We start from the raw sequence: 23,957 nt of genomic DNA, 5'->3' as shown, positions 1-23,957 counted from the left end.
ATAGTTGCATAAAATTCCATATTGTGATTTTTCATCAAAATAGTTATCCACAATTCACAATTGTTAAATTTTGTTAAATTATTAAGAAATCAAGGAGCTTATTTTAATTTCTGTAAGAAATAGGCGAATAAATATAAATTTTTAAATACAACTCCTCCTATTTAGAATATTTGTAAATAACTTGATGATAATGAGCGCCCTGATCTGTATTAAGTTTATGTTAAGTTTACAAATATTCAACTCCTCTTTTTATTTTTGCAGGACAAATTTCATAATTCAAAATAATGAAGAAATCTTTACTATTTTTTGCTTTAGTTCTTGCAAGCTACGGTACGATCCAGGCGCAGGTAACGACAAGTAGTATGACTGGTTCAGTTACTCAAAGCAGTGGTCAGAAAACTGCAGGAGCGACAATCAAGGCAACACACGTTCCTTCAGGAACGACTTATTCGGGTTCTGCAAATAGTGCCGGAATATTTAACCTACCGAATATGCGTGTAGGAGGACCTTACAAAGTAGAAATTACTTATGTAGGTTTCAGTCCGCAAATCTACAATGACATCTACTTACAACTTGGACAGGCGTTTGTGTTGAATGCTAATTTGTCTGACAATGAGACAATGTTAGATGAGGTTGCTGTGACTGGAGTTAAAAAGGGAAGAAACTTCAAAACTGGAGCTGAAACAACTATTTCAAGAAAACAGTTAGAATCTTTACCTACTGTTAGTAGAAGTTTAAATGACTTTACAAGACTTACTCCACAAGCAGATATTAAAGGTAGTTCATTATCCATTGGTGGTATGAATAACCGTTTCAATCAATTGACGATTGATGGTGCAGTGAGTAATGACGTATTTGGTTTAAATGCATCAGGAACAAATGGTGGTGGTACAAATACAAGCCCTATTTCTTTGGACGCTATTGAACAAATGACTGTTCAGATTGCTCCATTTGATGTCAGATACAGCGGATTTGCAGGTGGAGGTATTTCTGCAGTTACTAAATCCGGTACTAATACTGTACAAGGATCTGCTTACTACTTATTCAGAAATCAGGATTTGACTGGTAAAACACCTAAATTTATTTTAAAAGACGGTGAGACAGCAACAAAATTAGCAGACTTTTCTGAAAAAACATATGGAGTACGTATTGGTGGACCAATAGTGAAAGATAAATTATTCTTGTTTTTTAACTATGAAAAAACACAAAGTACAACACCATTAAATAATCCTGTAGGTGTAGGACAATCTAAGCTTACAGTTGCTGAAGCAGACAGAATTGCACAGATTGCCAGAGATAAATATAATTATGAAGCGGGCTCTTACTCTGATCTTATTGATGAAAATGAATCAGATAAAGTATTTACTCGTTTAGATTATAATATTAACGAAAAGCACAAGTTATCTCTTAGGTATAACTATATTTCAGGTTATGATTTAGGGAACTCACGCAGTACTACTGCATTAACTTTTGCTAACGGGGCTGTAATCAAAAGATCTAAAACTCATAATGCAACTTTAGAGTTTAATAGTCGTTTCAATAATTCCATCTCTAATAACTTTATAGTTGGTTATAATCAAGTAAGAGACTTTAGAGATTTTAACGGAGATTTATTTCCAAGAGTTAATATTAATCTTGGAACAGGGTCTTATAACTTAGGAACTGATGCGTTTACAAACATTAATCAGTTAGATCAGGATGTTATAACGGTTACGAATAACTTAACTTTTTATAAAGGACTGCATACAGTAACTGTAGGTACACATAATGAATTTTATAAGATGTATAATGCATATACTGCCAATTCAAATGGATCTTACAGTTTCGCTAATTCTCCAGCAGCAGATGTGAATCCTGCTACAGGACAACCATATACAGCTATTGAAAACTTTGAAAGAGGTAAAGCCTTATCTTCTCAGTTCAGCTATAGTAATACGGATGATCCGCGTCAGGGAGCGAAATTCAGTGCTGCACAGGTTGGTTTCTATGTTCAGGATGACTATCAAATTCAGCCTAATATGAAAATTACTGCTGGTGTTAGGGTTGATATTCCAATGTATTTTGATAAACCAATGGAAAATACAGACTTTAACAATTCTATCTTAGCCCTACGTTATGATGTGAAAACAAATAGTATGCCTAAGGCAGCATTTATGTTCTCACCTCGTGTAGGTTTCAACTGGGATGTTAATTCAGATCGTTCAACAATTGTACGAGGTGGTTTAGGTATTTTTACTTCTAGATTTCCGTTTGTATGGGCTTCCGGAGCATTTTCTCAAAGTGGAGCATTGTTAGGGGGTAATAACTTGAGTTCAGGAAAAGATAATATTCCTGTTGTTAATTTTATAGCAGACCCAAATGCTCAGCCTAAGTTTGCTGGAAATGTAACACCTTCAGGTAATATTACAGTATTGGATAAAAATCTTAAATTACCTCAGATTGCACGTTTTTCAGCAGGTGTAGATCAGGAATTACCTTACGGAGTTAAAGGTACATTTGAATTTATGTATGCTAAAAACCTGAGCGCATTTAGATTCACTGATATTAACCTTGAAAAACCAATTGGTCAATTACAAGGTGCTGACAATCGTTTGATGTATTCAACGGTTAACAACGACAGACGTATTCTTGATAACTATTCAGAAGTTGTATACATTGACAATGTAAATAAGGGATATTCCTGGTCAGCAACTGCATCATTGTTGAAAAACTTTGATTTTGGATTATCAACGTCCTTATCTTATACCTATACGGAATCAAAAGATTTGTTCTCAGGAACATCATCTCAAAACAATTCAAATTTCTACCGTGTAGCTACAGTTAATGGATCAAATAGTGCTACGGTAGCACATTCTCCATTCAGTACAGGTAGTCGTGTATTAGGGGTTCTTTCTTATTCAAAAGAATATCTGGGTCACTTAGGTACTACGATTTCATTACTGTATAATGGACAATCCGGAGCACGTTATTCTTATATGGTAACAGGAGGATTAGCAGGTCTGGCACAATCCTCATCTAATCAGTTTGCTTTAATGTACATTCCTAGAGATCAGTCAGAAATGCACTTTGTTGCAACAAAAGATATGACTGCTGATCAACAATGGGCTGCATTCAATTCATTTATTGAGTCCGATGATTACCTGAAAAGCCGTCGTGGTAAATATGCTGAACGTAATGGTGCAAGAACTCCATTTGCTCATAAATTTGATGTGAGAATTCTTCAAGATTTATTCACTAATATTGGTAATACAAAAAATAAATTGCAATTATCAATTGATATCATGAATGTGGGTAACCTGATTAATAGCAATTGGGGTAAACAATATAGTGGAGGTGGTAGTTTCTGGGATAACGACTTCAGACCAGTTACATTTGATAGCTATATTTCCGGTACTAATACTCCGCAATACAGACTTAACAATTTGAATAACAATAAACCATATTTTGAGCAGGATATCGTTTCCAGATGGTCCGCACAGGTAGGTGTTCGTTATATCTTCAACTAATTTAGAAGATACACATCTTTTTTAAATAGAATCCCCGTCAGAAATTCTGACGGGGATTTTTGTTTTTTATAATAATCAATATTAACTGATTATTATGTTAATGTTATGTTTGTTGTTTTTAATTAAATTAAAATTTTTGTTTCGTAAGTTTATGTTGTTTAATTTAAATTTATGATTATGAAAAATTATGGTTTTCTATTAATTTGTTTGTTTTTTTTATCGTGTAGCAAAAAGGATATTATTCCTGTTGAGCAGAATACAGATAAATTATCTTTACAACAAACACTAACAGCTAACATATCAAATTATTTTGATTGGGAAAGTGCAGAACGAATGCCAACACCTACAGGACAATCTACAATTCTCTCTCCTTGGGCTTCCGGTGCGAATATTGCGTTCCCTGCTTCATTTATTGAAGATAGGTTCAAATTGGATGGATGGGAACTTGTTTATAATTCCTTTAGCAAAACGGAAGTTATCAATCCTAAATTTTTTATCCTTTATAATAAGTATAGGGGAGTGCTAAGAGCATTTTTTTATTTAGATCCTATCAGTCCTACTCCAAGTGCTCATGTGTCGCATAGTTTGAAATTAAAGGATAATCAAGCAACATCAATATTAAATTACGGAACATCAGAAATAGTTTCTCTGGCTAATAATGTAAAAGAAATATCACAAGTTCAATCATACAGAACTAGTTCTACTGGTTGCTGGTATGGTGGTGAATTTGAAATAAACTATGTACCATCACAGAGGAATATTTCTGGACAGAATAGTTTATTACAGTGGGATGTTAACTCTGTTAATATCTCACAGATATCATTAAATGGAACATCAAATGGCACAGTAAAAGGAACTATGAGTCAAAATGTCGCTGGACCTGAAAATATACTTAATAAAGCGATAAATGGCAGTCTGGAGACTATAAATAATGGAATGGTAGATCAGCTAAAAAATGATCTGAATATTAAAAGTGATTTTGTCAATGATTTTATTGTAGCACTTGGAACTGGGAGTCTTAATGCAGCTGCAGGTAAAATATTAAATGCGATTTTCGGGAAGTCTTCGGTCAGTAATTCACAAGTAATTAATTTAAAGACTTCAGCTAATTATTCTTTTACAGGAACAACTAATGATAGTTACCTTATTGCTTCACCAATACTTCTTCCTCCAGGAGCGAGTAATTCAGGTACTCAAATGGGATTATTACCAATTTACAATAAAGTACTTGGTATTTTTACTTTAGATAATACACCTTTAATTAATGCTATTTCTCAAGAAGAATGGTATACTGAAAGAGCTGAACCTAATGAGAGAGATGAAAGATTTTCTATCTTTAATCCTATTGATTATAAGTTAGTTCAAAATTCATATAATATTGTATTTAATCCTGATATTATAAATACAAATATTGATGGAGCAAGAATTGAAAATTTAAATCAAAATCTAATTAAACGTGTATCAAATAATGCCTCAATACTGGAGTATTCACTAAACTATGAATTTTCTAATCATTATAGAATTAATGTTGGTCATGTAGGTTGGAGTCCAAATGGATATACCCCTCAACCAGCTTCACCTTCTCCTTGGGATTCAAATTATTTAATGAAAGATTTTTTTTTAAGAATTACATTTGATGTTGTTCCAAATGACGGATCTCCACGTACCAAAATCGTTAAAACATTCAAGGTCAAAGCAAATGATCAAGTTATAAGGAGTTAATCCATACAACAGCCCGTCAGAATTTCTGACGGGCTGTTGTATGGAATAGATATTTGATTGATCTCTAAAAATTCGGTTTTAGCAGATATTTATCGTAGAATCTGAAAATATGTTCTGCTGCATCTTCTGCACTATCGACCACACGATACAGTTTCAGATCTTCTTCACTGATATAGGCATTTCCTAACATGGTATTCTGAATCCAGTCAATTAATCCGCCCCAATATTCGCTGCCAACCAAAACAATAGGGAAACGGGCAATTTTTCCGGTCTGAATCAGCGTAATAGCTTCAAACAGTTCGTCCATCGTTCCGAATCCTCCCGGCATCACAATATATCCCTGAGAGTATTTCATAAACATGACTTTTCGAACAAAGAAGTAATTAAATTCCAGTAGCTTATCCCTGTCAATATACTTATTGTGGAATTGCTCAAAAGGAAGCTCTATATTCAGACCTACGGATTTTCCTCCCGCTTCATAGGCCCCTTTATTAGCTGCTTCCATAATACCGGGACCGCCCCCCGAAATAACACCGTAACCTCTTTCTGTCAATAGCTTGCCAATATCGACAGCCATTTGATAATATTTATGTTCTCTTGGAGTTCTGGCAGATCCGAAAATGGATACACAAGGACCTATTTTAGCTAGCTTTTCAAAACCATCGACAAATTCCGACATGATCTTAAAGATCTGCCACGAGTCTTTCACCTTTATCTCCTGCCATGTTTTGTTCTCGAACGCACGTAAGATTTTATCTTCCTTCATATTTAAATACTGTTTAAAAAATTATAGCCATCTCCTGAGGATGACTCTTACAAGATATACATTTTTTCTAAAATCAAAAATAATTATGCTGTCATAGTTTTTATGGATGCAGAAAAATTTAGAATTACAGAACGAAAAGCCGCAGGAGAATCTATTTACAGCCAGATACCTTTTACTAGAATTCAGTACTATATTTTCTGTTTTCTGATTTACATTAATTTAACAATAGCACCATCTTTTCTTAAAGATACTGTAATATATAGTTAATATGTGAAAACTAAGTTTGCTGCGTGAAATATCGATTTAGCAGTGTCTCTAATGTTAATTTCTGACAATTGGCGAAATCCATCACACTTACGATCAGAGCTGACGACAGTTTTCAGTACATATTAATCCATAAACTATTAAATATTCGTGTGCATATGAAATATCCATGTAGTACAGAGTGTACAAATACAAATGAATATAGTTTGGATATTCCATATGACAATTGAAAATCAAATTTTATGCATATGAAACTCTACTTCAACTACATGTTACTTTTACTGGTTGTCTTTACTTCCTGTAATTCTTCGGAGATTGAAAAGCTACAGCTTTCCCAACAGTCTGCAACTGCAGATCAGGCGTTGCCGGAAGGTACAAACTGGATGAGCTTTATACCGGGAGAACGTAAACTTTCCTCGCTGAGTATTCCGGGGACACACGATGCCGGCGCACGCTATGAGCCAGTTTCGGGTACAGCAAAGACACAGAATCTGACCCTTGCAGAACAGCTGAATGCCGGAGTTCGTTTTCTGGATGTACGTTGCCGTTTTGTAGATAACAACTTTGCTATCCATCACGGACCTGTATATCAGCATCTCAATTTTGATGATGTGTTGCAATCCTGTAAAAGCTTTTTACAGGCACACCCTTCAGAAACGATCATCATGAGTGTAAAGGAAGAGCATACACCTAGTGGTAATTCGATGACTTTCGAGCAACGTTTTATGAAGTACACCGATACGTATTCAGGATTATTCAGACTAGATGCAACTATCCCTTCTTTGCAGCAGGCAAGAGGTAAGATCGTGTTGTTAAGAAGATTTACCAGTGCACAGACACTAGGTATTCAGGCTTATAACGGCTGGTCTGACAATACGTCGTTTATCATCCAAAATCCGGAATCTACTGTACAGGTTCAGGATGCCTATCAGGTGGGTAATAATACAGATAAATGGAATGCCATCAATACTTTATTAAATACAAGTAAGAATGCGGATGCAGCTTCCGGAACATTGTTCTTGAATTTTTCCAGCGGATATCAGAAAAAATTGTGGGTCATCCCCAATATTCCATCCGTATCCAATGAGATAAATCCCAAATTATTAAACTATTTCAATCAGCAGACAACCGGCCGTTTCGGTGTTATCATTACGGATTTTATTTATGCGGATCTGGCTAAAAGTATTTTCAATACCAATTTTTAAAACAATATCATATACATGAAGAAAAACTATGTATGGCTGGCAGCAATGCTGTTTTGCCATGTGGGTGTAAGCACCCCAAGCTATGCAGGCATATCCGGATTTGGGAATGCCGTTATCCGCTATGACCAGCGACCTCTGAAAGGAATTGTCAAAGGTGTTGACGGATTGCCGCTTTCCGGTGTATCTGTACAATTAGAAAAGTCCGGCAAAGCTGTACAGACAGATCAGCAGGGAGCTTTCGAGCTGAGTGCAAAGGTCGGCGATCAGCTAAAAATAAGCAGTATAGGATTTCTGACTCAAATCATTACAGTAGATGAACGTCTGCAGTACAATATAACATTACAGGAAGATAGTCAGACGCTGTCTGAAGTTGTAGTTGTCGGATACGGTAAGCAAAGCCGCAGTACAGTGACGGGTTCTGTTGCCAGTGTAGGACTAGACAGAGCCAGTTCGCGCTCCATGAACAATCTGGGGGATGTATTGCAGGGTAAAGCACCCGGTGTAGTCGTGACAAATGAGGGTGGAGATCCCACCGCAAAACCCCGTGTCAATATCAGAGGACTTGGTGGTATCAACGGAGAAGAGCCTCTGTATGTCATTGACGGATCCATATATTCCGGAGTGCCTATGCTGAATCCTAATGATATTGAATCTATATCTGTACTGAAAGATGCATCAGCTTCTATTTATGGTGCACGTGCTTCGGGTGGGGTGATACTGGTAACAACAAAATCGGGACGCAAAGCACCGGTAAGTATCAATGTCGATGCTAAACAAGGATTTCAGTCTGCATGGAAAAAACCAAAACCACTAGATGCTGTACAACGGGCGCAGGTGTCTAATCTGGCTGCAGATAATGCCGGTGTAAACCGTAATGATGCTTTCAATGCAGAGAAGTACCCGGACGGGCAAATTACCCGTACCAACTGGATAGATGAAGTCATGCAAAATGGCTACATTCAGGATTATAATGTTTCTCTGGATGGAGGAAATGAACATTCAACGATATATTCGAGTTTCAATTACCGCAAAGGAGAGGGTATACTGCTCAATACCTACAATGAACGTTATAATATCCGTATCAATGCCAAGCATGAGATCAAACCCTGGTTGACGATCGGGGAGAATCTTTATCTGAACTACGACAACGGGAATGGGGCAGCTACCGGAGACGGTTATACGGGAGCGCTGATCTCAGCCATCTATTATCCTTCAAATGTGCCGGTATACGATGAGAACGGAGCTTTTTCCGGACTTCCACTACCTTACGGACCTGGAGCATACGGAGATATTATCAATCCTGTAGCTTATCTGAAGCGTCTGGATATCGATAATCCAACTTACAATTTTGTAGTGAATCCATATGTAGAACTAAAGCTGGCTAAAGGCTTGAAATTCAGGTCGAACTTTAGTATGACACAAGGTTTCAATAACTTTAAGCAATTCACTACCCGTGTTCCTGAAATCGGAAAACCATCAAACTCCAATAAACTTACTCTCAATGATAAACGCTCCAGCGATATTCTTGCCGAACAGATCCTGACCTATTCATTGGATAAAGGGGATCACCACCTGGACGCTTTAGCCGGATTCAATTATCAGAAAATCACGTCCCGCTTTAATGAGATCACGGGGCAGGGATTTGTGAGTGAAGCTCCGGAAATGCGTTATCTGGTCAATGCAAGTGAAACTCTCGCTCCATTGGATGGCTTTGAAGCCTCGACATTATTGTCTTATCTGGGACGTGTGAATTATAATTACAAACAAAAGTATATGCTTTCCCTGACTGGCCGGAGAGATGGCAGTTCATTGGTGGCTCCGCAAAACAGATTTCAAAATTACGGATCTGTAGCAGCGGCATGGTCACTTAAAAAAGAAAACTTTCTGCAGGATGTAAACTGGCTATCCGAACTGAAATTAAGAGGTAGTTACGGGGTATTGGGTAATCTGGGAAGTCTGGATCCCTTTGCTGTAAATCCATTGCTGAGCCGTTCACAGATTTTTATGGGAAATACGCCCACACGTGTTACCTATCTGGCTGAAACAAAAAGAGCCAGCACTGATCTGACCTGGGCTGAATCTGAACAAACGAATATCGGATTAGACCTGGGGCTGATGAATAACCGCCTTTCTTTTATCGCGGATTATTTTATCAAGAATACCAATAATATGATTATGGAACTTCCGTTGCCGGGAACTACAGGATTGAAAAATCAGATTGTAAATGGCGGAAGTGTGCAGGATAAAGGGATAGAACTTGGAATCCAGTACCAATCTAAAGCAGAGGGTGAGTTTCAGTATGGTTTTGGAGGAAGTATCACTTCTGTTAAAAATGAAATAAAATCTTTAGCAGGAGGAGTGCAGACACAGGCTTTACCTATCAGTTTCCGTCAGATGTTAAATCCGGTTGTCCTTCAGGTAGGCGAGTCTCTTTATTCCTATAAAGTGGTAGAGACAGATGGAATCTTCCAGTCTGATGAAGAAGTGAAAGCTCACACGAACGGTAGTGGAGGTTTGATTCAGCCGAATGCTAAGCCCGGAGATTTCCGTTTCAAAGATGCTAACGGTGACGGAAAAATAGACGCACAAGACCGTGTTTTTGTCGGCAATGCTTATCCTACATTTTCTTACGGTATCAATTTTAATGCATCTTACAAAGGCTTTGATCTGAATATGTTTTTCCAGGGAGTGCAAGGTAATAAACTCTTCAATGCGATGAAATTCAGTACACTGAACGCTGGTGTGGGACAGCAATATAATATGCTGGAAGGTGTTTTGGATGCGTGGACTCCTGAAAATCGCAGCAATGAACTTCCGCGTGTCTCCTTACGTGATGAGAACCGTAATTTCTATGAAACATCTGATTTTTATGTAGAAAACGGCTCTTACGTGCGTTTGAAAAACCTTACACTAGGCTATACACTTCCAGCGGCATTATCCGAACGTATGAAACTGAAAAATGTACGTCTGTATGCCACAGGTAATAATGTATTTACGCTGACCAAATACACTGGATTTGATCCGGAAGTAGGTATGGATAGCTATGGAATGGATTCCGGGCGATATCCGCAGGCAAGATCTTTCATTTTTGGATTGAATATTGGCTTTTAATTGAAACAAACACATGCAAAATAATATAAAGAAAACAATGCTGCTCGGTCTTTCGGCAGTATCCTTATTCACGGCTTGTAATAAACAACTTGATATTGTACCTGAAGGTGCGCCTACAAAAGCCAATTTCTGGAAAACAGAGGCAGATGCGATCAGTGCCAGTAATGCGCTGTATGCCTTATACGATCAGTCTGAATCATTCTACGGCAGGGGATTGTTTTGGTTTATCAATGCGAGTGATGATATGGTAACCGGGAGAGCAAATGCGCAGGCGGATAATATGAAAAACTTTAGCCGTGCCTATATCGGCGGATCCTACACCGAAAACAATTGGGTAGATCGTTTTATTATTATCAAACGTGCAAATGATATTATCCGGTACGTTCCTGCCATTCAGATGAGTGCAGCAGTTAAAAACCGCGTACTTGGTGAAGCTTACTTCAACAGTGCAGTGATGAATTATGAACTGGCTGCCAATTACGGTGATGACCGGATGGGAGTACCTATCGTGACAGTGGATAATATGGATCATACGGAAGCGGTACCCCGTGCGGCTAATATTACTGAAAACTATAAGCACGCTATTAATCAGTTTAAGAAAGCAGCAGATTTACTTCCCTTCTTTGATACCTATGCTGCTGCTGATCAGGGCAGAGCACATAAAGTAGCGGCATGGGGTTATTTGTCCAAAACCTATCTGTATATGAAAGATTATGCAAATGCAGAGCTTTATGCAGATTCCGTTATTAATTTTGGAAAAAGAAGATTAGAGGATAACTATAAGGATGTATTCACTACTGCACGTAACTATGGTACAGAATACATCTGGTCTGTGACGAGCAGCGCTGCAGGACCAGACGGATGGGGTAGTATTCTGCCAGGCGTAATGCTGACCAACGGTGGCTGGGGAAAATACAATGGCTGGGGTTATTATCTTCCGACAAAAGAATTGTATGATGCATATGAGACAGGAGATGTCCGCAGAGAAGCTACGATCCTGAAGCCAGGTGATAAATTTATGTATTTCGGTGTAGAAACCACTTTCGCACCTCCAAGTGCAGCATTATCCGATTATCAGTTTAATAAATATATGGAGCCGTTCTCTCATGCCAATCCGATAGGTACATATGTGAGCCCCAATGGTGACCACAATTCAACTTCGCTCAATGTTCCTTTAATGAGGTATGCGGAGATTCTGCTGATCAAGGCAGAAGCTGCTCTAAATCTGAGAGGAAGCGGAGCAGGAGATACACAGCTCAATATGATTCGCAGACGTGCAGGTCTGACTCCAAAAACGGGTCTTGACATGACGGAATTGAAAAATCAACGTCGTTGTGAACTGGCCGGAGAATTTGCTGACCGTCACCGTGATCTGATTCGTTGGGGAGATGCAGCAGCTACCTATGCAAAAGCTTTGCATGATTCAAAAGGTAAAGTAATCTGGGCAGCAAGAAAATTTGATCCTAAGATACACCATGTATGGCTGGTACCTCAGCGTGAGATTGACAACAGCAGAGGAGTGATCAAACAAAATGAAGGCTGGTAGAAAACGGCTCTAAAGTAAAAAAGAATGATAATAAAAACAGTGAAAATATTCATATGGGGTGCGTTAATGTTAACGCACCTTTATAGTTTCGGGCAGCAGCAGAGCAATCTGCTGGATAGCCTGATGTTTAAAGGAGCTTCAGTCACTTCAGACCTGAAGATCAAAGGGCACAGTCACAATGACTATGAGCAGGATATACCATTTTACAAAGCATACTATGCCGGAATGGAATCTATTGAAGCTGATGTGTTTTTGAGAGACGGTGTCTTGTATGTTGCACATGATAAGAGTGAAATCAAAAAAGATAAGACGCTGGAATCTGTTTATTTGTCGCCTATAACTAAAGTGATGAAAGAGAATGGGGGACATGTGTTTAAAGATGGGCGTAAAAAGCTACAACTGATGATTGATATCAAAGAAGATCATGTAACTGTACTGGATGCGCTGATCAGATTGCTGTCTTCACGTCCCGAACTGGCAGATAGGAGTAAAAATCCGGGTGCCATAAGAATTGTAATCAGCGGGGATCGTCCTGTACCATCTGATTTTAAAAAATATCCGCAATGGATATCTTTTGATGGACTGGTAGGACAATCTTATACAGCAGATCAATGGAAGCGGATTGCGATGTTGAGCGCCGACCTCAAAGCATATACCAACTGGAACGGAAAAGGTACTCCGGTGCCGGCAGATAAAGCCAAGATCAAAGCGGCCATAGCTGTTGCTGAACAACAACATATTCCTTTTCGATTTTGGGGAAACCATGACAGCCCCAATACCTGGCAGGAACTCCATAAGTTAGGTGTCTATTGGATCAATACAGATCAACCGGGTGCTTTGGCCCGATTTATCGATCGTCTACCGTATGAGCAGTTTAGTCAGGCAAACCCACAAAGCCTATATACACCGACCTATCAGAGTGACGGGACTGACCGTGATATCCGGAAAGTGATTCTCCTGATCGGTGATGGAATGGGATTAGCTCAGGTGAAAGCCGCAATGGCAGCCAACTACGGAGCTCTACATATGTCCGCAATGCGTAAAATAGGCCTTTCACGTACAGAAGCAGCCAATTCGGACAATACAGATTCGGCAGCCGGAGGTTCAGCTATCGCTACAGGCCATAAAACAAATAACCGAAGTATAGCTGTAGATGCAGAAGGAAATCCGATGACAAGTCTGGCAGACAGTCTTTATAAAATGGGCTGGGGATCTGCTATATTATCTACAGGTGACCTGACGGATGCCACACCTGCTGTATTCTATGCACATGCTGCAGAGCGGGATTCCTCCCGCGCCATAGCAAAACAGGCATTGGAAGCCTCATTTGATATACTGGCCGGGGGGACCCCCGGATGGTTCAAAGATGATGAGGCTACACACTATCGTACAGCTATGCAGCAAAAAGGTATCACCTATGGGCATACAGCACAATTGGCAAAAGACAGTAAAAAACAGATTGTATTTCTGGATGCAGCATACACCAAACCCGTTAAGGACGGACGTCCTGCGGTATTAAAGGAACTTCTGAAAGAGAGTTTAAGTATATTGGACAAACAGCATGAACGATTTTTTATTATGGCTGAAGGAGCACAGATTGATTATGGCGGACATGCAAATGACCTCCCGTATGTCATTACGGAAACATTGGATTTTGATCAGGCTGTAGGTGAGGCTCTGCGCTATGCAGATCAGGATGGACATACGCTGGTCATCGTTACTGCAGATCATGAAACCGGGGGACTGACTTTGCTAGATAGTGATGAGAAAAACGGCTATGCACGCGGACATTTCAGCAGTAATGACCACACCAGTATTCCGGTTCCGGTATTTATATATGGTCCGGGATCAGATAGATTTACAGGCTATTATGAAAATACTGAAATTTTTCACCGCATATTACAGGCCATAAAGTAGAAGTGTTGATCCGTTTTTTCGGATAAACGATATAAACCGCCTATAGAAAAGGTGCTGTCTATTTAACGACAGCGCCTTTTTGTTTGTTCAGCTACAGTTGCAGCTTCTTTCTTTCCTTTTCCTTTTGTTCGTTTCAGATAGAGTAAATATCCGGTAACGGATAATACTCCGGGAGTCAATCCGATGAGAATATATAAAATCTTGATAGGATAGCCACCATATGATCCCACATGTAATGGCTGTATAGCCGCTTCCAGCTTTTTCGAAAATGACAATTCCTGTTGTATAGTTTTTCTTTCGATACTCCCTGTTAACGGATTGATAGCTAATGAACTGTTTCCAAATAATTTGCTGTCACCGGGAAGTGAACCGCTGACTCTGAACAATTGCCCTTCCTGTGCAGGCATATAGATATGTTCTATTGCTAATTGAGGCATGGCGTTTTTCGCAATCTGCAGCAGATCATCCATAGGCAAGAATCCGCTGCTATGTAACGGATTTTCTATCATCTTTTTCTTCCAGCTTTCGGGTTGAAAGGCAAACAGATTCATCCAGAATCCGGTAAAGAAAATAATAAGATTAAGTATTAATGCCCATACACCAATAATACGGTGCAGATCTGAAGTGAGCCGCCTGCGATTTTTCCAGTTGATTTTTACCCGGAATGTAATCACTTTCCAGAGCTGTTTCCTGTATACAATCAGTCCTGTAATACAGGAAATAAGCATGGTGATACCCAGGATGGCGGTGAGTAATGCTCCCGGCATACCCAGATGAAAGGAAAAGTGAAACTGAAACAGCCATTGCATAATACCGGAATGAAGATCATCGTACCGGCCTGATCTGATCAATGCACCCGTATAAGGATTGACTGTCAGAATAGCGAGATCATAGGTGTAGACTTTGCCATCATTAAGGTATAACCTGAAGTTACATGCTTCATCTGATGGCGCTTCAGGATTGGTCCATCCGATTCCTCCCAGATGAGGATATTGTGAGGTGGCAATACTATACAGCTTATTCAAAGGGAGTCTTTGTTCTTTTTTTTCTATACGGAGGATGTCGTGATTAAGTGCTGTATCTATCTCCTCCATAAATACCAAAGCAGATCCGCTGATACCCAACAGGAGCAAAAAGACCCCTGTAACCAATCCGGCGATGCTATGCAACCGGAATAACTGTCTCCATATGTTAGTGGAAGATGCCATATTATCTGATGGTATAGTTCATGCCGATTCTGAAATTAAACGGATTCCCAAGGGAAGCAGTTACAGTTCTCGAGTTTCCGCCTATAAAATACCGTTCATTGCTGATGTTGTAAAAGTTGAGTTGTAGCCCCCAGTTGTTTCTGTCATAATTGATCATCGCATCATACACCTTAGAGGAAGGAATTATAAATTTGGGATTAGACTGAAATCCCAGCTGATCACTCATGTAGCGGCCACCTACACCGACTCCCAGACCTTTCGCCATACCAGATGGTACATTATACTTTAACCATAGATTGGCCAGATGCTTTGGTGCATTCTGAAAACGACTTCCTTTTGTTCCAAGTGTATTATCTGCAGTGAGTACATGGTCATTATATGCATACCCGGCGATAATACTGAAATTCTGAATGCTTCCCTGCACTGTAGCTTCAATTCCTTTACTTCGTGTCCCGTCTATGGCAACCTGATGATTAGGGTTATCATCAGTAGGTGCAGCTGCAAGGATATTCGTATAGTCTATGTTGTAAGCAGCTAACATAAGGGAAATACGATCCTGCCAGACGGAGCTTTTAGCTCCGATCTCATATTGTGTGGCGATACGCGGGGGAAACGGACCTCCGTTTTTGACACTATTAGAGTTCTGAGGAGTGAAGGATTTGGTATAACTTCCGTAGACAGTAAGGTTTTTTTGTATAGCATAGACCAAACCTGCCCGGGGTATCCATGCACTTGTCTTGGATTGATTTCCCTGTTCACTGTCACGTGCTGAAAGGGGAGTTCGGACTAAGTCATAAGAATCATATCGCATAGATAATAAGAGTGTTAAATTTTTATAACTGATCTGATCCTGTATATACGAGCCAATTAAGCTGATACGCTGTTTGTTGTCATCATAATAATCTTTTTCAGGATTAGCTGCGGGAGGATCGAGACTATAATCCGGATTAAAAATACTGATACGTGTCGCTGCTGAATTTCTGTAATCATTCTTGTACCAGCCATAATTATTATAATCTATACCTCCTAATACCTGATGCTGCAAAACTCCTGTTTTGATTTTGTATTCCAGAAAGCCCGTAGTCTGCCAGTTGTATTGATCATATAGCCAGTCCTGGTAGCCTCTGCTGATGGAATCATTGCGGATGATACCGCTTACAATGTGATCTGTATAATCAAATTTGCTCCTGATATAACGTTGTATGACTGATAATTTGAGGTCTTTAGATAATTTGTTTTCGTAGGTCAGCGTAACTGAAGTGTTATGCGTTTTGCCATAATCGCTTGGACTTTGTATCGTCAGGTTTTTTGGATAATAATTAAAGTCAAAACTGCCGTCCGGACGGGTATATACATAGGTCCCTCTGTCATATTGCTGCACAGTTTTAGCGTAAGCATAATTGACTTCCAGGTCCAGTTTGCTTTTGTCATCAATAAGATATGTAAGCGAAGGAGCCAGTAACAGGTTGCGCACATCCTGATAATCGCGGAAGCTATTTCCCTGATCATATCCGGCTATTGCTCTGTACAACCATTTGCGATCTTTGCTCAGTGGTCCTGTCATATCTGCCGAGAACCGTTTGGAATCCCAGCTGCCATATGAAGCCGTCAACTGTAATTGTTTAGCTGGCAGTGGTTTTTTAGTTGTAAAGTTGATGACACCTCCCGGTGCACCTTCACTGAAAAGAACTGCTGCAGGCCCGCGCAGCACCTCTACCTGTTGCACATTATACAACAAAGGCTGCTGACTCCATAAATAAAGATTACCACGTACGCCGTTAAAGGTAATAAAACCGGATCCGAAAGGATAATAGCCTGTGAATCCACGCATACTGAAAGAACCCATTCCACTATTGGCTTTGACTCCTGTCATGACAGAAGACAGTTCATTGAGGGTCGATGCCTGCAGATCCAGAATAGTCTGCTGGCTGATAACCTGAATAGACTGAGGAGTCAGCAACAGAGGTGTCTGTGTGCGGGTGACGGCAGTGACGGTGTCAGTTTTATACTTTTTATGTTCTGTATTAATGACGACTTCTTCTAGTCTTCGGATAGTGTCTGTAGATTGTGCGTGTACAACGTTGGTCTGACTACCTGAATAGATCAGGATAGCGAAAAGTATTGATAAAGTAGAGTTAGACATGGTGATATCGTAATGTAATAATAATACTGCAACTGTTTCTGCTTCAGGGCAGTATGTGCGAAAAGAGGCATGATCCGATATCTGTATAAGATATTTAGCTACATATATTTACATTTGGTAACACTGCCGTATACTATGGATAAAATAGTATCCTGAATAATGACAGTGGTGCAACCGGGGCATATGTAGCCCGGAATCATGAATAATAAAGAATTACGATATACGGGGAGGCTTGAAAAGCGAAAGGGCATATGCAGAAGACATATGCTGTGTGTCGGTTATATACTGTTTTGTATCTGCTGCGGGTATAATAAGGGGAGCAGGTGACCAGTCAAATGTGATCTGTGTATAGATGAGTTCATTTAACTGTTTGATAATCTGCATATCCTGATTATGCTCTTTCTCCTCGAGTTTTTTGATTTTTTTCATCAAAACACATTGTCCGTGACAACTCAGTTCGGGTTTATCTTTGTTTTCACAGAGAACTCTGGAGATATAATCCTGATTTATTTTGAAAGAAATAAACATCGCCATTCTACTGAAGGGTTGTAACAATACAACCAGTGCCAGTATGATGGGAATGAGTTTTAATCTTTCTTTTTTCATGCGCGCTGCAAAGGTATAACAAAAAATATTTCCACAGACAAAAAAATGATCCCTTTACCTAAATTCGTGCAAATATAATCTGAAAAAATTGGGTTTAATGCTTCGGAATGTTTACCTTGTAAAGATCAGAATTGCAGGATAAAAAGGTGCTGGTTTATCCTTAAGGGAATTATTTAGTATTCCCTTTTGTAAATTTCTGGTGCTGTATTTTGGTGTCATTCTTAATCTTTTCTCTACTATGGATGATTTTATCGCTGCACGCTCGCAGATGGCTATGTCGCTGGGTTTTCATATTATTTTTGCCTGTGTCGGTATGGTCATGCCTTTCTTCATGTGTATTGCTCATTATTTGTATTTAAAGACCGGAAATGAGATCTACAAAGGTCTTACTAAAGCCTGGAGCAGAGGTGTAGCTATACTGTTTGCTACCGGTGCTGTTTCCGGGACGATGCTTTCCTTTGAACTGGGACTGCTCTGGCCTGGCTTTATGAAGCATGCTGGTCCCATCTTTGGTATGCCCTTCTCTCTGGAAGGGACAGCCTTTTTTATTGAGGCTATAGCTTTAGGTTTTTTTCTTTACGGATGGAACAGATTCAATAAGTGGTTTCACTGGGCTACAGGACTGGTTGTTGGTATCAGTGGGATTGCATCTGGCATATTGGTGGTCGCTGCTAATGCGTGGATGAATAGTCCTTCTGGATTTGATTATGTAGATGGTAAATACATAAACATAGACCCCATTCAGGCGATGTTTAATGATGCCTGGTTTTCGCAAGCCCTGCATATGATGTTAGCGGCTTTCGTTGCCACAGGTTTTGCGGTCGCTGGGGTACATGCACTTATGATTATCAAGAAAAAAAATGTGGCCTTTCACACAGCAGCTTTTCGTATATCGGCATTGGCGGCCTGTATTGCAGCGCTGTTGCAGCCTATCAGTGGTGATATCTCAGCAAAAGACGTTGGAAAACGTCAGCCGGCTAAGTTAGCGGCTATGGAAGCTCATTTTGAAACAGAAGCCAGAGCTTCTTTTTTAATAGGAGGAATCCCTGATGAAGAGAATGGGACAGTAAAATATGGAATAAAAGTGCCTGGACTTTTAAGTTTTCTGGCTTACGGAGATATTGATAAACCGGTCACCGGACTGAATGATATTCCGCGTGATGAATGGCCACCGGTAGCGATCACCCATTATGCTTTTCAGATTATGATCGGATTAGGAATGTTGCTGGTGTTGCTTTCTATCCTATATTTTATAGCTCTGTTCCGGAAAAAAAGCTGGTTGCAAAGTACCTGGTTATTCAGATTATTTGTGATCGCTATACCGTTGGGATATATTGCACTGGAGGCCGGATGGGTAGTCACAGAGGTTGGACGTCAGCCCTGGATTATATATGGTATTATGCGCACAATTGATGCGGTGACGCCAATGCCAGGAATTGCGTATTCCTTTTATGTATTTACGGCTGTTTTTGTATCCCTTTCTATAGCTGTAATTTATCTTTTGTACAGACAGATTACAATGGTAGGTCATCTCTATGATCCTACAGACCCTAATTTTAAACTAAAAAAGTAATATCATGCTATACGTTGTCATTGCTTATCTGTGGGCTGCCATCTGTCTCTATCTTATTCTGGGAGGAGCCGATTTTGGTGCCGGTATAGTAGAGTTGATCTCCGGTAAGGAAACCCGTCCCCGGGTGCGTAATCTGATGTATAAAGCCATAGGCCCCATTTGGGAGGCAAATCATATGTGGCTTATCATCGCTATCGTTATTCTTTTTGTTGGATTTCCGGAGATTTATACGACTATGTCCATCTATATGCACCTGCCTTTGCTCATGATGCTGATTGGTATTATAGCAAGAGGTACGGCATTTACTTTTCGCAACTACGATGCTGTAGAAGATAATATGCAAACCATTTACTTCCGTATCTTCACCATATCGAGTCTGATAACACCTTTTTTTCTCGGCATTATAGCGGCATCTACTGTTTCGAGTCATATTGATACACAGGCAACGGATTTTTATACAGCTTATATCAGCAGCTGGTTTAACTGGTTTAGTATTGCTGTAGGTTTGTTTACCGTAGCAATATGCGGTTACCTGGCTTCGATCTTCGCTATCGGACAGGTTGAGCGAAAGGAAGACAGAAGATTAATGACCAGACTGGCAAAGTTGTTTGTATTTGTGGTCATGGGCTGTGGTGTTTTGGTATTTGCAGCGGCGTATTACTCGCATATCCCTTTGCTCAACTGGGTACTAGGCGACATTTGGGGGCAGATAGCGATCTTTCTTGCTTCCTGTTCGGTTATATGGCTGTTTATTAGTTTTCGTAATGAATCTATTTCCCTTATGCGTATACTGGCCGGTTTTCAGGTGGTTATGATCTTGTTTGCAGCGACCTACAAGCATTATCCGAATCTTATATTATTGAAAAACGGTCAGCACCTTTCATTGGTTGAACATGCAGGAGCAGAAGGAGCGATCAGCTCTCTTGCGTGGGCATTGTTGTTGGGAAGTGTTTTTATATTACCTACTCTGTTTTATCTTATGTATTCCTTTAGTCGTAAGTCTGTAAAGGCTTATTAATTAGTTTATAATTTATTATTCGGTGTTGTCAATTTTATCACACTTTTGAGAATGTGCATACAGTGTATGCACAATTGAGCTGGAGTCAGATATTTCATTAAGATTATCAGGCAAACAGTATTTGCCTGATAATCTGATGAATCTTAACTACAAACCATAGGTTTATATTTGTTCCAGTTGTCAGCTATCATCCAAAGATTAATAGCAAAAAATGGAAGAGCAATCATTAACCCGGATGGTTCGAAAATGGCATTATGAAGAATAATGCCAACCATAATTGGAAAAATTACAATAGCTCCCAACGCTCTTGTTTTTGGAAAGATGAAAAGCAAGCCACCTAGCAGTTCTATTGTACCTACAAGAGGTATCAGGTACTTGATCTCTGCCATAGCTCCGAATAGCTTCATTTGTTCTGCTGTCAGTTCGGGCATAGGCATATAATTTAGAAATTTGTTTAGCCCGGCATTGATAAACATCAATCCAAACAGAAGGGAGAGGATGAATTTAACGATTTTCATGATTTTTAATTTTTTGTGTGTAATTGGTTTTCCTGATCAAATATAATGATCAAACAAGATATTGACTATAGTGTTTTAAGGATTTAAAATACACAAGTGAATAAGCACTATATAAAGTATAGGTTCATTCGCAAAATGATGACCGTTTTATTAATAACAGCTCGGAGATTACCTCGTTTTCATCAGATTAGCCGTTGGAATATTTTTTCATCTTTTTTCTTTATTTAGATTAATTCTAATTTATATTTGCGCTGAAAATTTAAATATATAAGATAATATAATACTATGAAAAAGAGTTATCTGATCGCTTGCGGTTTATTCTTATTGGCCGGATATGTACAGGCACAGACGCTAAAGGGAACTGTCTACAATGCTTCCGGAGAGAAAATCAAAGGGGCCAGTATCCTCATATCGGGTAAAAGCCTTGGTCAATCTGATGAAAACGGATCTTTCTCTATAAAACTTACTCCGGGAACTTATCAGGTAAAGACATCTTATCTGAATAAACAAAGCTCCGTAACAGAGGTTTTCCTGCAACAAGGGGATCTCAGAGAGCTGGATTTTACTATTGATGCTTCCAATCAATTGGAAGATGTGGTGGTGGTGGCATCCCGAAAACCTGTAAATATTTCGGATATAGCAGGTACTGTCTGGGTTTTCAATCGTGAACAGATCGAACAGCAGGCTAAAAACGGGGTTCCGTTGAAAGAAATGCTGGCAATCCTTGCGCCTGGTATGGATATCGGTCCGCAGGGTAGAACTAACTACGGTCAGAATATGAGAGGCAGGGCTGCACTGGTCATGATCGATGGGGTATCATTAAATAGTATACGTTCTATCAGTCGTCAACTTGATGCAATTGATCCTTTTAATATAGAGCGTATTGAGATTCTTTCTGGAGCAAGTGCTATCTATGGTGGAAATGCTACAGGAGGTATTATCAATATAATAACCCGGAGAGCTAATAAAGACGGATTGGGCGGTACTTCCGAAATCGGTGTAAGAGCTGGTCTGAGACATTCAAATGATCACGATTATCGTATTGCTCAATCTTTACAGGGCAGAGGAGAGAAATTAGAAGGTCGTCTGGCAGTTGCTTATCAGCAAAACGGGGCTACCTACGGGGCTGATAATGAACAGATTTTTACGGATATTACACAAACGGATTTACAGTACAACAGAAGTGTAGATGTATTGGGAACGGCAGGCTATCAGATCCATCCGAATCACAAGATCACTGTATCCGGACAGTATTATAATTCTAAATTTAATGGCAAAAGAAGTCTTTTCTTAGGTGATAATCTGAGTGCTTTTACTACCGGAAAAGGAGAATTACTTGAAATGAGAGACGGATTTAAATCGAGTGTAAATCCGGGTACTGTGCGCTTAATGGGAACTGCAAATTATCATGGTTCACAACTACTTGGCGGACAGGATCTGTATGTGCAGGTAGCCGGGCGGTCAGAAAAGCTGGATTTTTATCCTTTCCCGGGGACATTAAGGTTAGCGACAGGCGTTACTCCTTATATGTCTTCATCCCGTCAGAATACGTATTATACCGGATTGAAAGCTTTATTATCTAAAAGCTGGGACAAGATCAATATTACTTACGGATTGGATGTAGATTTTGAGAAATTCGAAGCGACACAAAATGTATATGATATTGCAAAATCATTTGAATCCGGAGGACTGGTAAATGAAACTATCCATACTTTAGGCAGATATCCTACCAATCGCTCTACAAGTATAGCCGGATACTTTCAGGGAGAATATTCAATTATCGATATGTTGAAGCTTACTGCAGGTCTGCGTTATCAAAATACGGATATTACGGTTAAAGACTTTGTAGGCTCCGTTCAGCAGACTCAGGTAGCATTTGGCTATGGAAATTCAGCGTCAGCTATTCCGGGCGGAAAGAGTTCGTATGATATGACATTGGTCAATGCTGGTTTATTACTGAAGCCTAACAGTAATCATCAGGCCTGGTTTACCTATTCGGAAGGCGTGGCACTGGCCGATCCGGCAAAGTTTTATGGTTATGGTACTTATAATCTCAATGCTACGACTAATAACTGGGATATTACATCCAGTCTCAATGTAAAAGATTCACCGCTGCAGGGGATTAAAACAAATCAGTTTGAGCTGGGATACCGTATCAATTATGCGGGAATTAAAGGACAGATATCCGGATTTGTAAGTAAATCTGATAAAGTAATGTCTGTTGATCGTACTAATTTTCAGGTTGTTGTCAATGAACAGAATCTTCGGAATACAGGTATAGAAGCTGAATTGTCCTATACATATGACGGATTTTATATAGGAGCGAGTGCATTATTAATCCGTTCGGAAGTACAGGTTGAAAACGATTGGAAGAAGCAAGAAGTCTATAACGCCAGCCCATCTAAACTTGTGGCTTATACCGGATACAATATCAAAAACTGGAACTTTCGTTTCCAGAGTTTACAAAATATGAAATTGAAGGACGAATTGAGCAATGAGATTAAGGCTTACAATACATCAGATCTTTTTGTTGGGTATACGTTGCCTTATGGTAAGGTGAATGTCGGGGTACAGAATTTATTCAATACAACTTACCAGACGATCTGGAGTAAACGATCGCAGATCCTGTATTCTACTTATAAACTGGACGATCTGTTTTATTATCAGGGAAGAGGAAGAACCTTCTCTGTCAATTATACGTTCGACTTTTAGAAATATAACTACTTAATACTTAAATGCGAAGCAGATTTGTTTCGCATTTTTTATTAAATATCAATATGATAATTTCTGTATCTGCTGCAAAATAAATATTTTTAAGCCTTAAACAAGATTAACCTAAACAAGCTTATGGTTT

Annotated in this window: 14 protein-coding genes; 9 read left to right on the top strand and 5 right to left on the bottom strand. The window is 39.4% G+C overall.

The window, feature by feature from the left end; all coding sequences use genetic code 11:
- The first annotated feature begins 284 nt into the window (after window positions 1-284).
- Together B4B65_RS12880 and B4B65_RS12875 are read left to right on the top strand one after the other, a co-directional pair.
- On the top strand, window positions 285-3,506 hold the full coding sequence (locus B4B65_RS12880; protein WP_201679420.1) for a TonB-dependent receptor: 3,222 nt from the start codon (window positions 285-287) through the stop codon (window positions 3,504-3,506).
- A gap of 177 nt (window positions 3,507-3,683) precedes the next feature.
- Window positions 3,684-5,228, top strand: coding sequence for a hypothetical protein (locus tag B4B65_RS12875; protein ID WP_293915998.1), 1,545 nt, complete (start codon window positions 3,684-3,686; stop codon window positions 5,226-5,228).
- Window positions 5,229-5,292: 64 nt separating this feature from the next.
- Here the strand turns inward: B4B65_RS12875 and B4B65_RS12870 are convergent, their stop codons facing one another.
- Window positions 5,293-5,994: a TIGR00730 family Rossman fold protein gene (locus tag B4B65_RS12870; RefSeq protein ID WP_201679418.1), complete on the bottom strand. Its 702-nt coding sequence runs from the start codon at window positions 5,992-5,994 to the stop codon at window positions 5,293-5,295.
- A gap of 512 nt (window positions 5,995-6,506) precedes the next feature.
- Here B4B65_RS12870 and B4B65_RS12865 point away from each other — a divergent pair.
- From B4B65_RS12865 to B4B65_RS12850, 4 genes are read left to right on the top strand one after another with little or no spacing between them, the layout of a single operon-like run.
- Window positions 6,507-7,463, top strand: coding sequence for a phosphatidylinositol-specific phospholipase C (locus B4B65_RS12865; protein WP_293915997.1), 957 nt, complete (start codon window positions 6,507-6,509; stop codon window positions 7,461-7,463).
- Between the two features lie 15 nt (window positions 7,464-7,478).
- Entirely contained in the window at window positions 7,479-10,574 is a 3,096-nt protein-coding gene (locus B4B65_RS12860; RefSeq protein WP_293915996.1) for a SusC/RagA family TonB-linked outer membrane protein, read from the top strand.
- Window positions 10,575-10,587: 13 nt separating this feature from the next.
- Window positions 10,588-12,120, top strand: coding sequence for a RagB/SusD family nutrient uptake outer membrane protein (locus tag B4B65_RS12855; protein ID WP_293915995.1), 1,533 nt, complete (start codon window positions 10,588-10,590; stop codon window positions 12,118-12,120).
- A 39-nt stretch (window positions 12,121-12,159) separates the two neighbouring features.
- A complete protein-coding gene (locus tag B4B65_RS12850; RefSeq protein ID WP_293915994.1) occupies window positions 12,160-14,037 on the top strand; it encodes an alkaline phosphatase in 1,878 nt (625 codons plus the stop codon).
- 62 nt (window positions 14,038-14,099) lie between these two features.
- On the opposite strand, the gene B4B65_RS12845 is transcribed toward B4B65_RS12850, so the two are convergent.
- From B4B65_RS12845 to B4B65_RS12835, 3 genes are all read right to left on the bottom strand, one after another.
- Complete coding sequence (locus tag B4B65_RS12845; RefSeq protein WP_293915993.1) at window positions 14,100-15,245, bottom strand: PepSY-associated TM helix domain-containing protein; 1,146 nt, start codon at window positions 15,243-15,245, stop codon at window positions 14,100-14,102.
- Window position 15,246: 1 nt separating this feature from the next.
- Window positions 15,247-17,388 (bottom strand): TonB-dependent siderophore receptor, encoded by a 2,142-nt coding sequence (locus B4B65_RS12840; RefSeq protein ID WP_293915992.1) that lies wholly within the window; start codon window positions 17,386-17,388, stop codon window positions 15,247-15,249.
- 213 nt (window positions 17,389-17,601) lie between these two features.
- Entirely contained in the window at window positions 17,602-17,994 is a 393-nt protein-coding gene (locus tag B4B65_RS12835; RefSeq protein ID WP_293915991.1) for a hypothetical protein, read from the bottom strand.
- A 238-nt stretch (window positions 17,995-18,232) separates the two neighbouring features.
- Here B4B65_RS12835 and B4B65_RS12830 point away from each other — a divergent pair, with 238 nt between their 5' ends.
- Together B4B65_RS12830 and B4B65_RS12825 are read left to right on the top strand one after the other, a co-directional pair.
- Window positions 18,233-19,567 (top strand): cytochrome ubiquinol oxidase subunit I, encoded by a 1,335-nt coding sequence (locus B4B65_RS12830; protein WP_293915990.1) that lies wholly within the window; start codon window positions 18,233-18,235, stop codon window positions 19,565-19,567.
- Between the two features lie 4 nt (window positions 19,568-19,571).
- Window positions 19,572-20,585 carry a cytochrome d ubiquinol oxidase subunit II gene (locus tag B4B65_RS12825; protein WP_293915989.1) on the top strand — a complete coding sequence of 338 codons (1,014 nt, stop codon included), beginning with the start codon at window positions 19,572-19,574 and terminating at the stop codon, window positions 20,583-20,585.
- Between the two features lie 143 nt (window positions 20,586-20,728).
- On the opposite strand, the gene B4B65_RS12820 is transcribed toward B4B65_RS12825, so the two are convergent.
- Complete coding sequence (locus B4B65_RS12820; RefSeq protein ID WP_293915988.1) at window positions 20,729-21,103, bottom strand: MauE/DoxX family redox-associated membrane protein; 375 nt, start codon at window positions 21,101-21,103, stop codon at window positions 20,729-20,731.
- Window positions 21,104-21,388: 285 nt separating this feature from the next.
- Between B4B65_RS12820 and B4B65_RS12815 the strand changes: the two genes are divergently transcribed.
- Complete coding sequence (locus B4B65_RS12815) at window positions 21,389-23,815, top strand: TonB-dependent receptor (RefSeq protein WP_293915987.1); 2,427 nt, start codon at window positions 21,389-21,391, stop codon at window positions 23,813-23,815.
- Window positions 23,816-23,957 lie beyond the last annotated feature (142 nt).

This window comes from Sphingobacterium sp. UBA5789 (assembly GCF_002418355.1).
Taxonomy (GTDB): Bacteria; Bacteroidota; Bacteroidia; order Sphingobacteriales; family Sphingobacteriaceae; genus Sphingobacterium.
This window is presented reverse-complemented; position numbering and strand designations above follow the sequence as displayed.

Excerpts from the sequence above, each read along its gene's own strand:
- B4B65_RS12880 (WP_201679420.1), top strand. The coding sequence starts at position 285 with ATGAAGAAATCTTTACTATTTTTTGCTTTAGTTCTTGCAAGCTACGGT.
- B4B65_RS12865 (WP_293915997.1), top strand. The coding sequence starts at position 6,507 with ATGAAACTCTACTTCAACTACATGTTACTTTTACTGGTTGTCTTTACT.
- B4B65_RS12870 (WP_201679418.1), bottom strand. The coding sequence starts at position 5,994 with ATGAAGGAAGATAAAATCTTACGTGCGTTCGAGAACAAAACATGGCAG.
- B4B65_RS12845 (WP_293915993.1), bottom strand. The coding sequence starts at position 15,245 with ATGGCATCTTCCACTAACATATGGAGACAGTTATTCCGGTTGCATAGC.
- B4B65_RS12840 (WP_293915992.1), bottom strand. The coding sequence starts at position 17,388 with ATGTCTAACTCTACTTTATCAATACTTTTCGCTATCCTGATCTATTCA.
- B4B65_RS12825 (WP_293915989.1), top strand. The coding sequence starts at position 19,572 with ATGCTATACGTTGTCATTGCTTATCTGTGGGCTGCCATCTGTCTCTAT.
- B4B65_RS12830 (WP_293915990.1), top strand. The coding sequence starts at position 18,233 with ATGGATGATTTTATCGCTGCACGCTCGCAGATGGCTATGTCGCTGGGT.
- B4B65_RS12815 (WP_293915987.1), top strand. The coding sequence starts at position 21,389 with ATGAAAAAGAGTTATCTGATCGCTTGCGGTTTATTCTTATTGGCCGGA.
- B4B65_RS12835 (WP_293915991.1), bottom strand. The coding sequence starts at position 17,994 with ATGAAAAAAGAAAGATTAAAACTCATTCCCATCATACTGGCACTGGTT.
- B4B65_RS12875 (WP_293915998.1), top strand. The coding sequence starts at position 3,684 with ATGAAAAATTATGGTTTTCTATTAATTTGTTTGTTTTTTTTATCGTGT.
- B4B65_RS12860 (WP_293915996.1), top strand. The coding sequence starts at position 7,479 with ATGAAGAAAAACTATGTATGGCTGGCAGCAATGCTGTTTTGCCATGTG.
- B4B65_RS12820 (WP_293915988.1), bottom strand. The coding sequence starts at position 21,103 with ATGAAAATCGTTAAATTCATCCTCTCCCTTCTGTTTGGATTGATGTTT.
- B4B65_RS12855 (WP_293915995.1), top strand. The coding sequence starts at position 10,588 with ATGCAAAATAATATAAAGAAAACAATGCTGCTCGGTCTTTCGGCAGTA.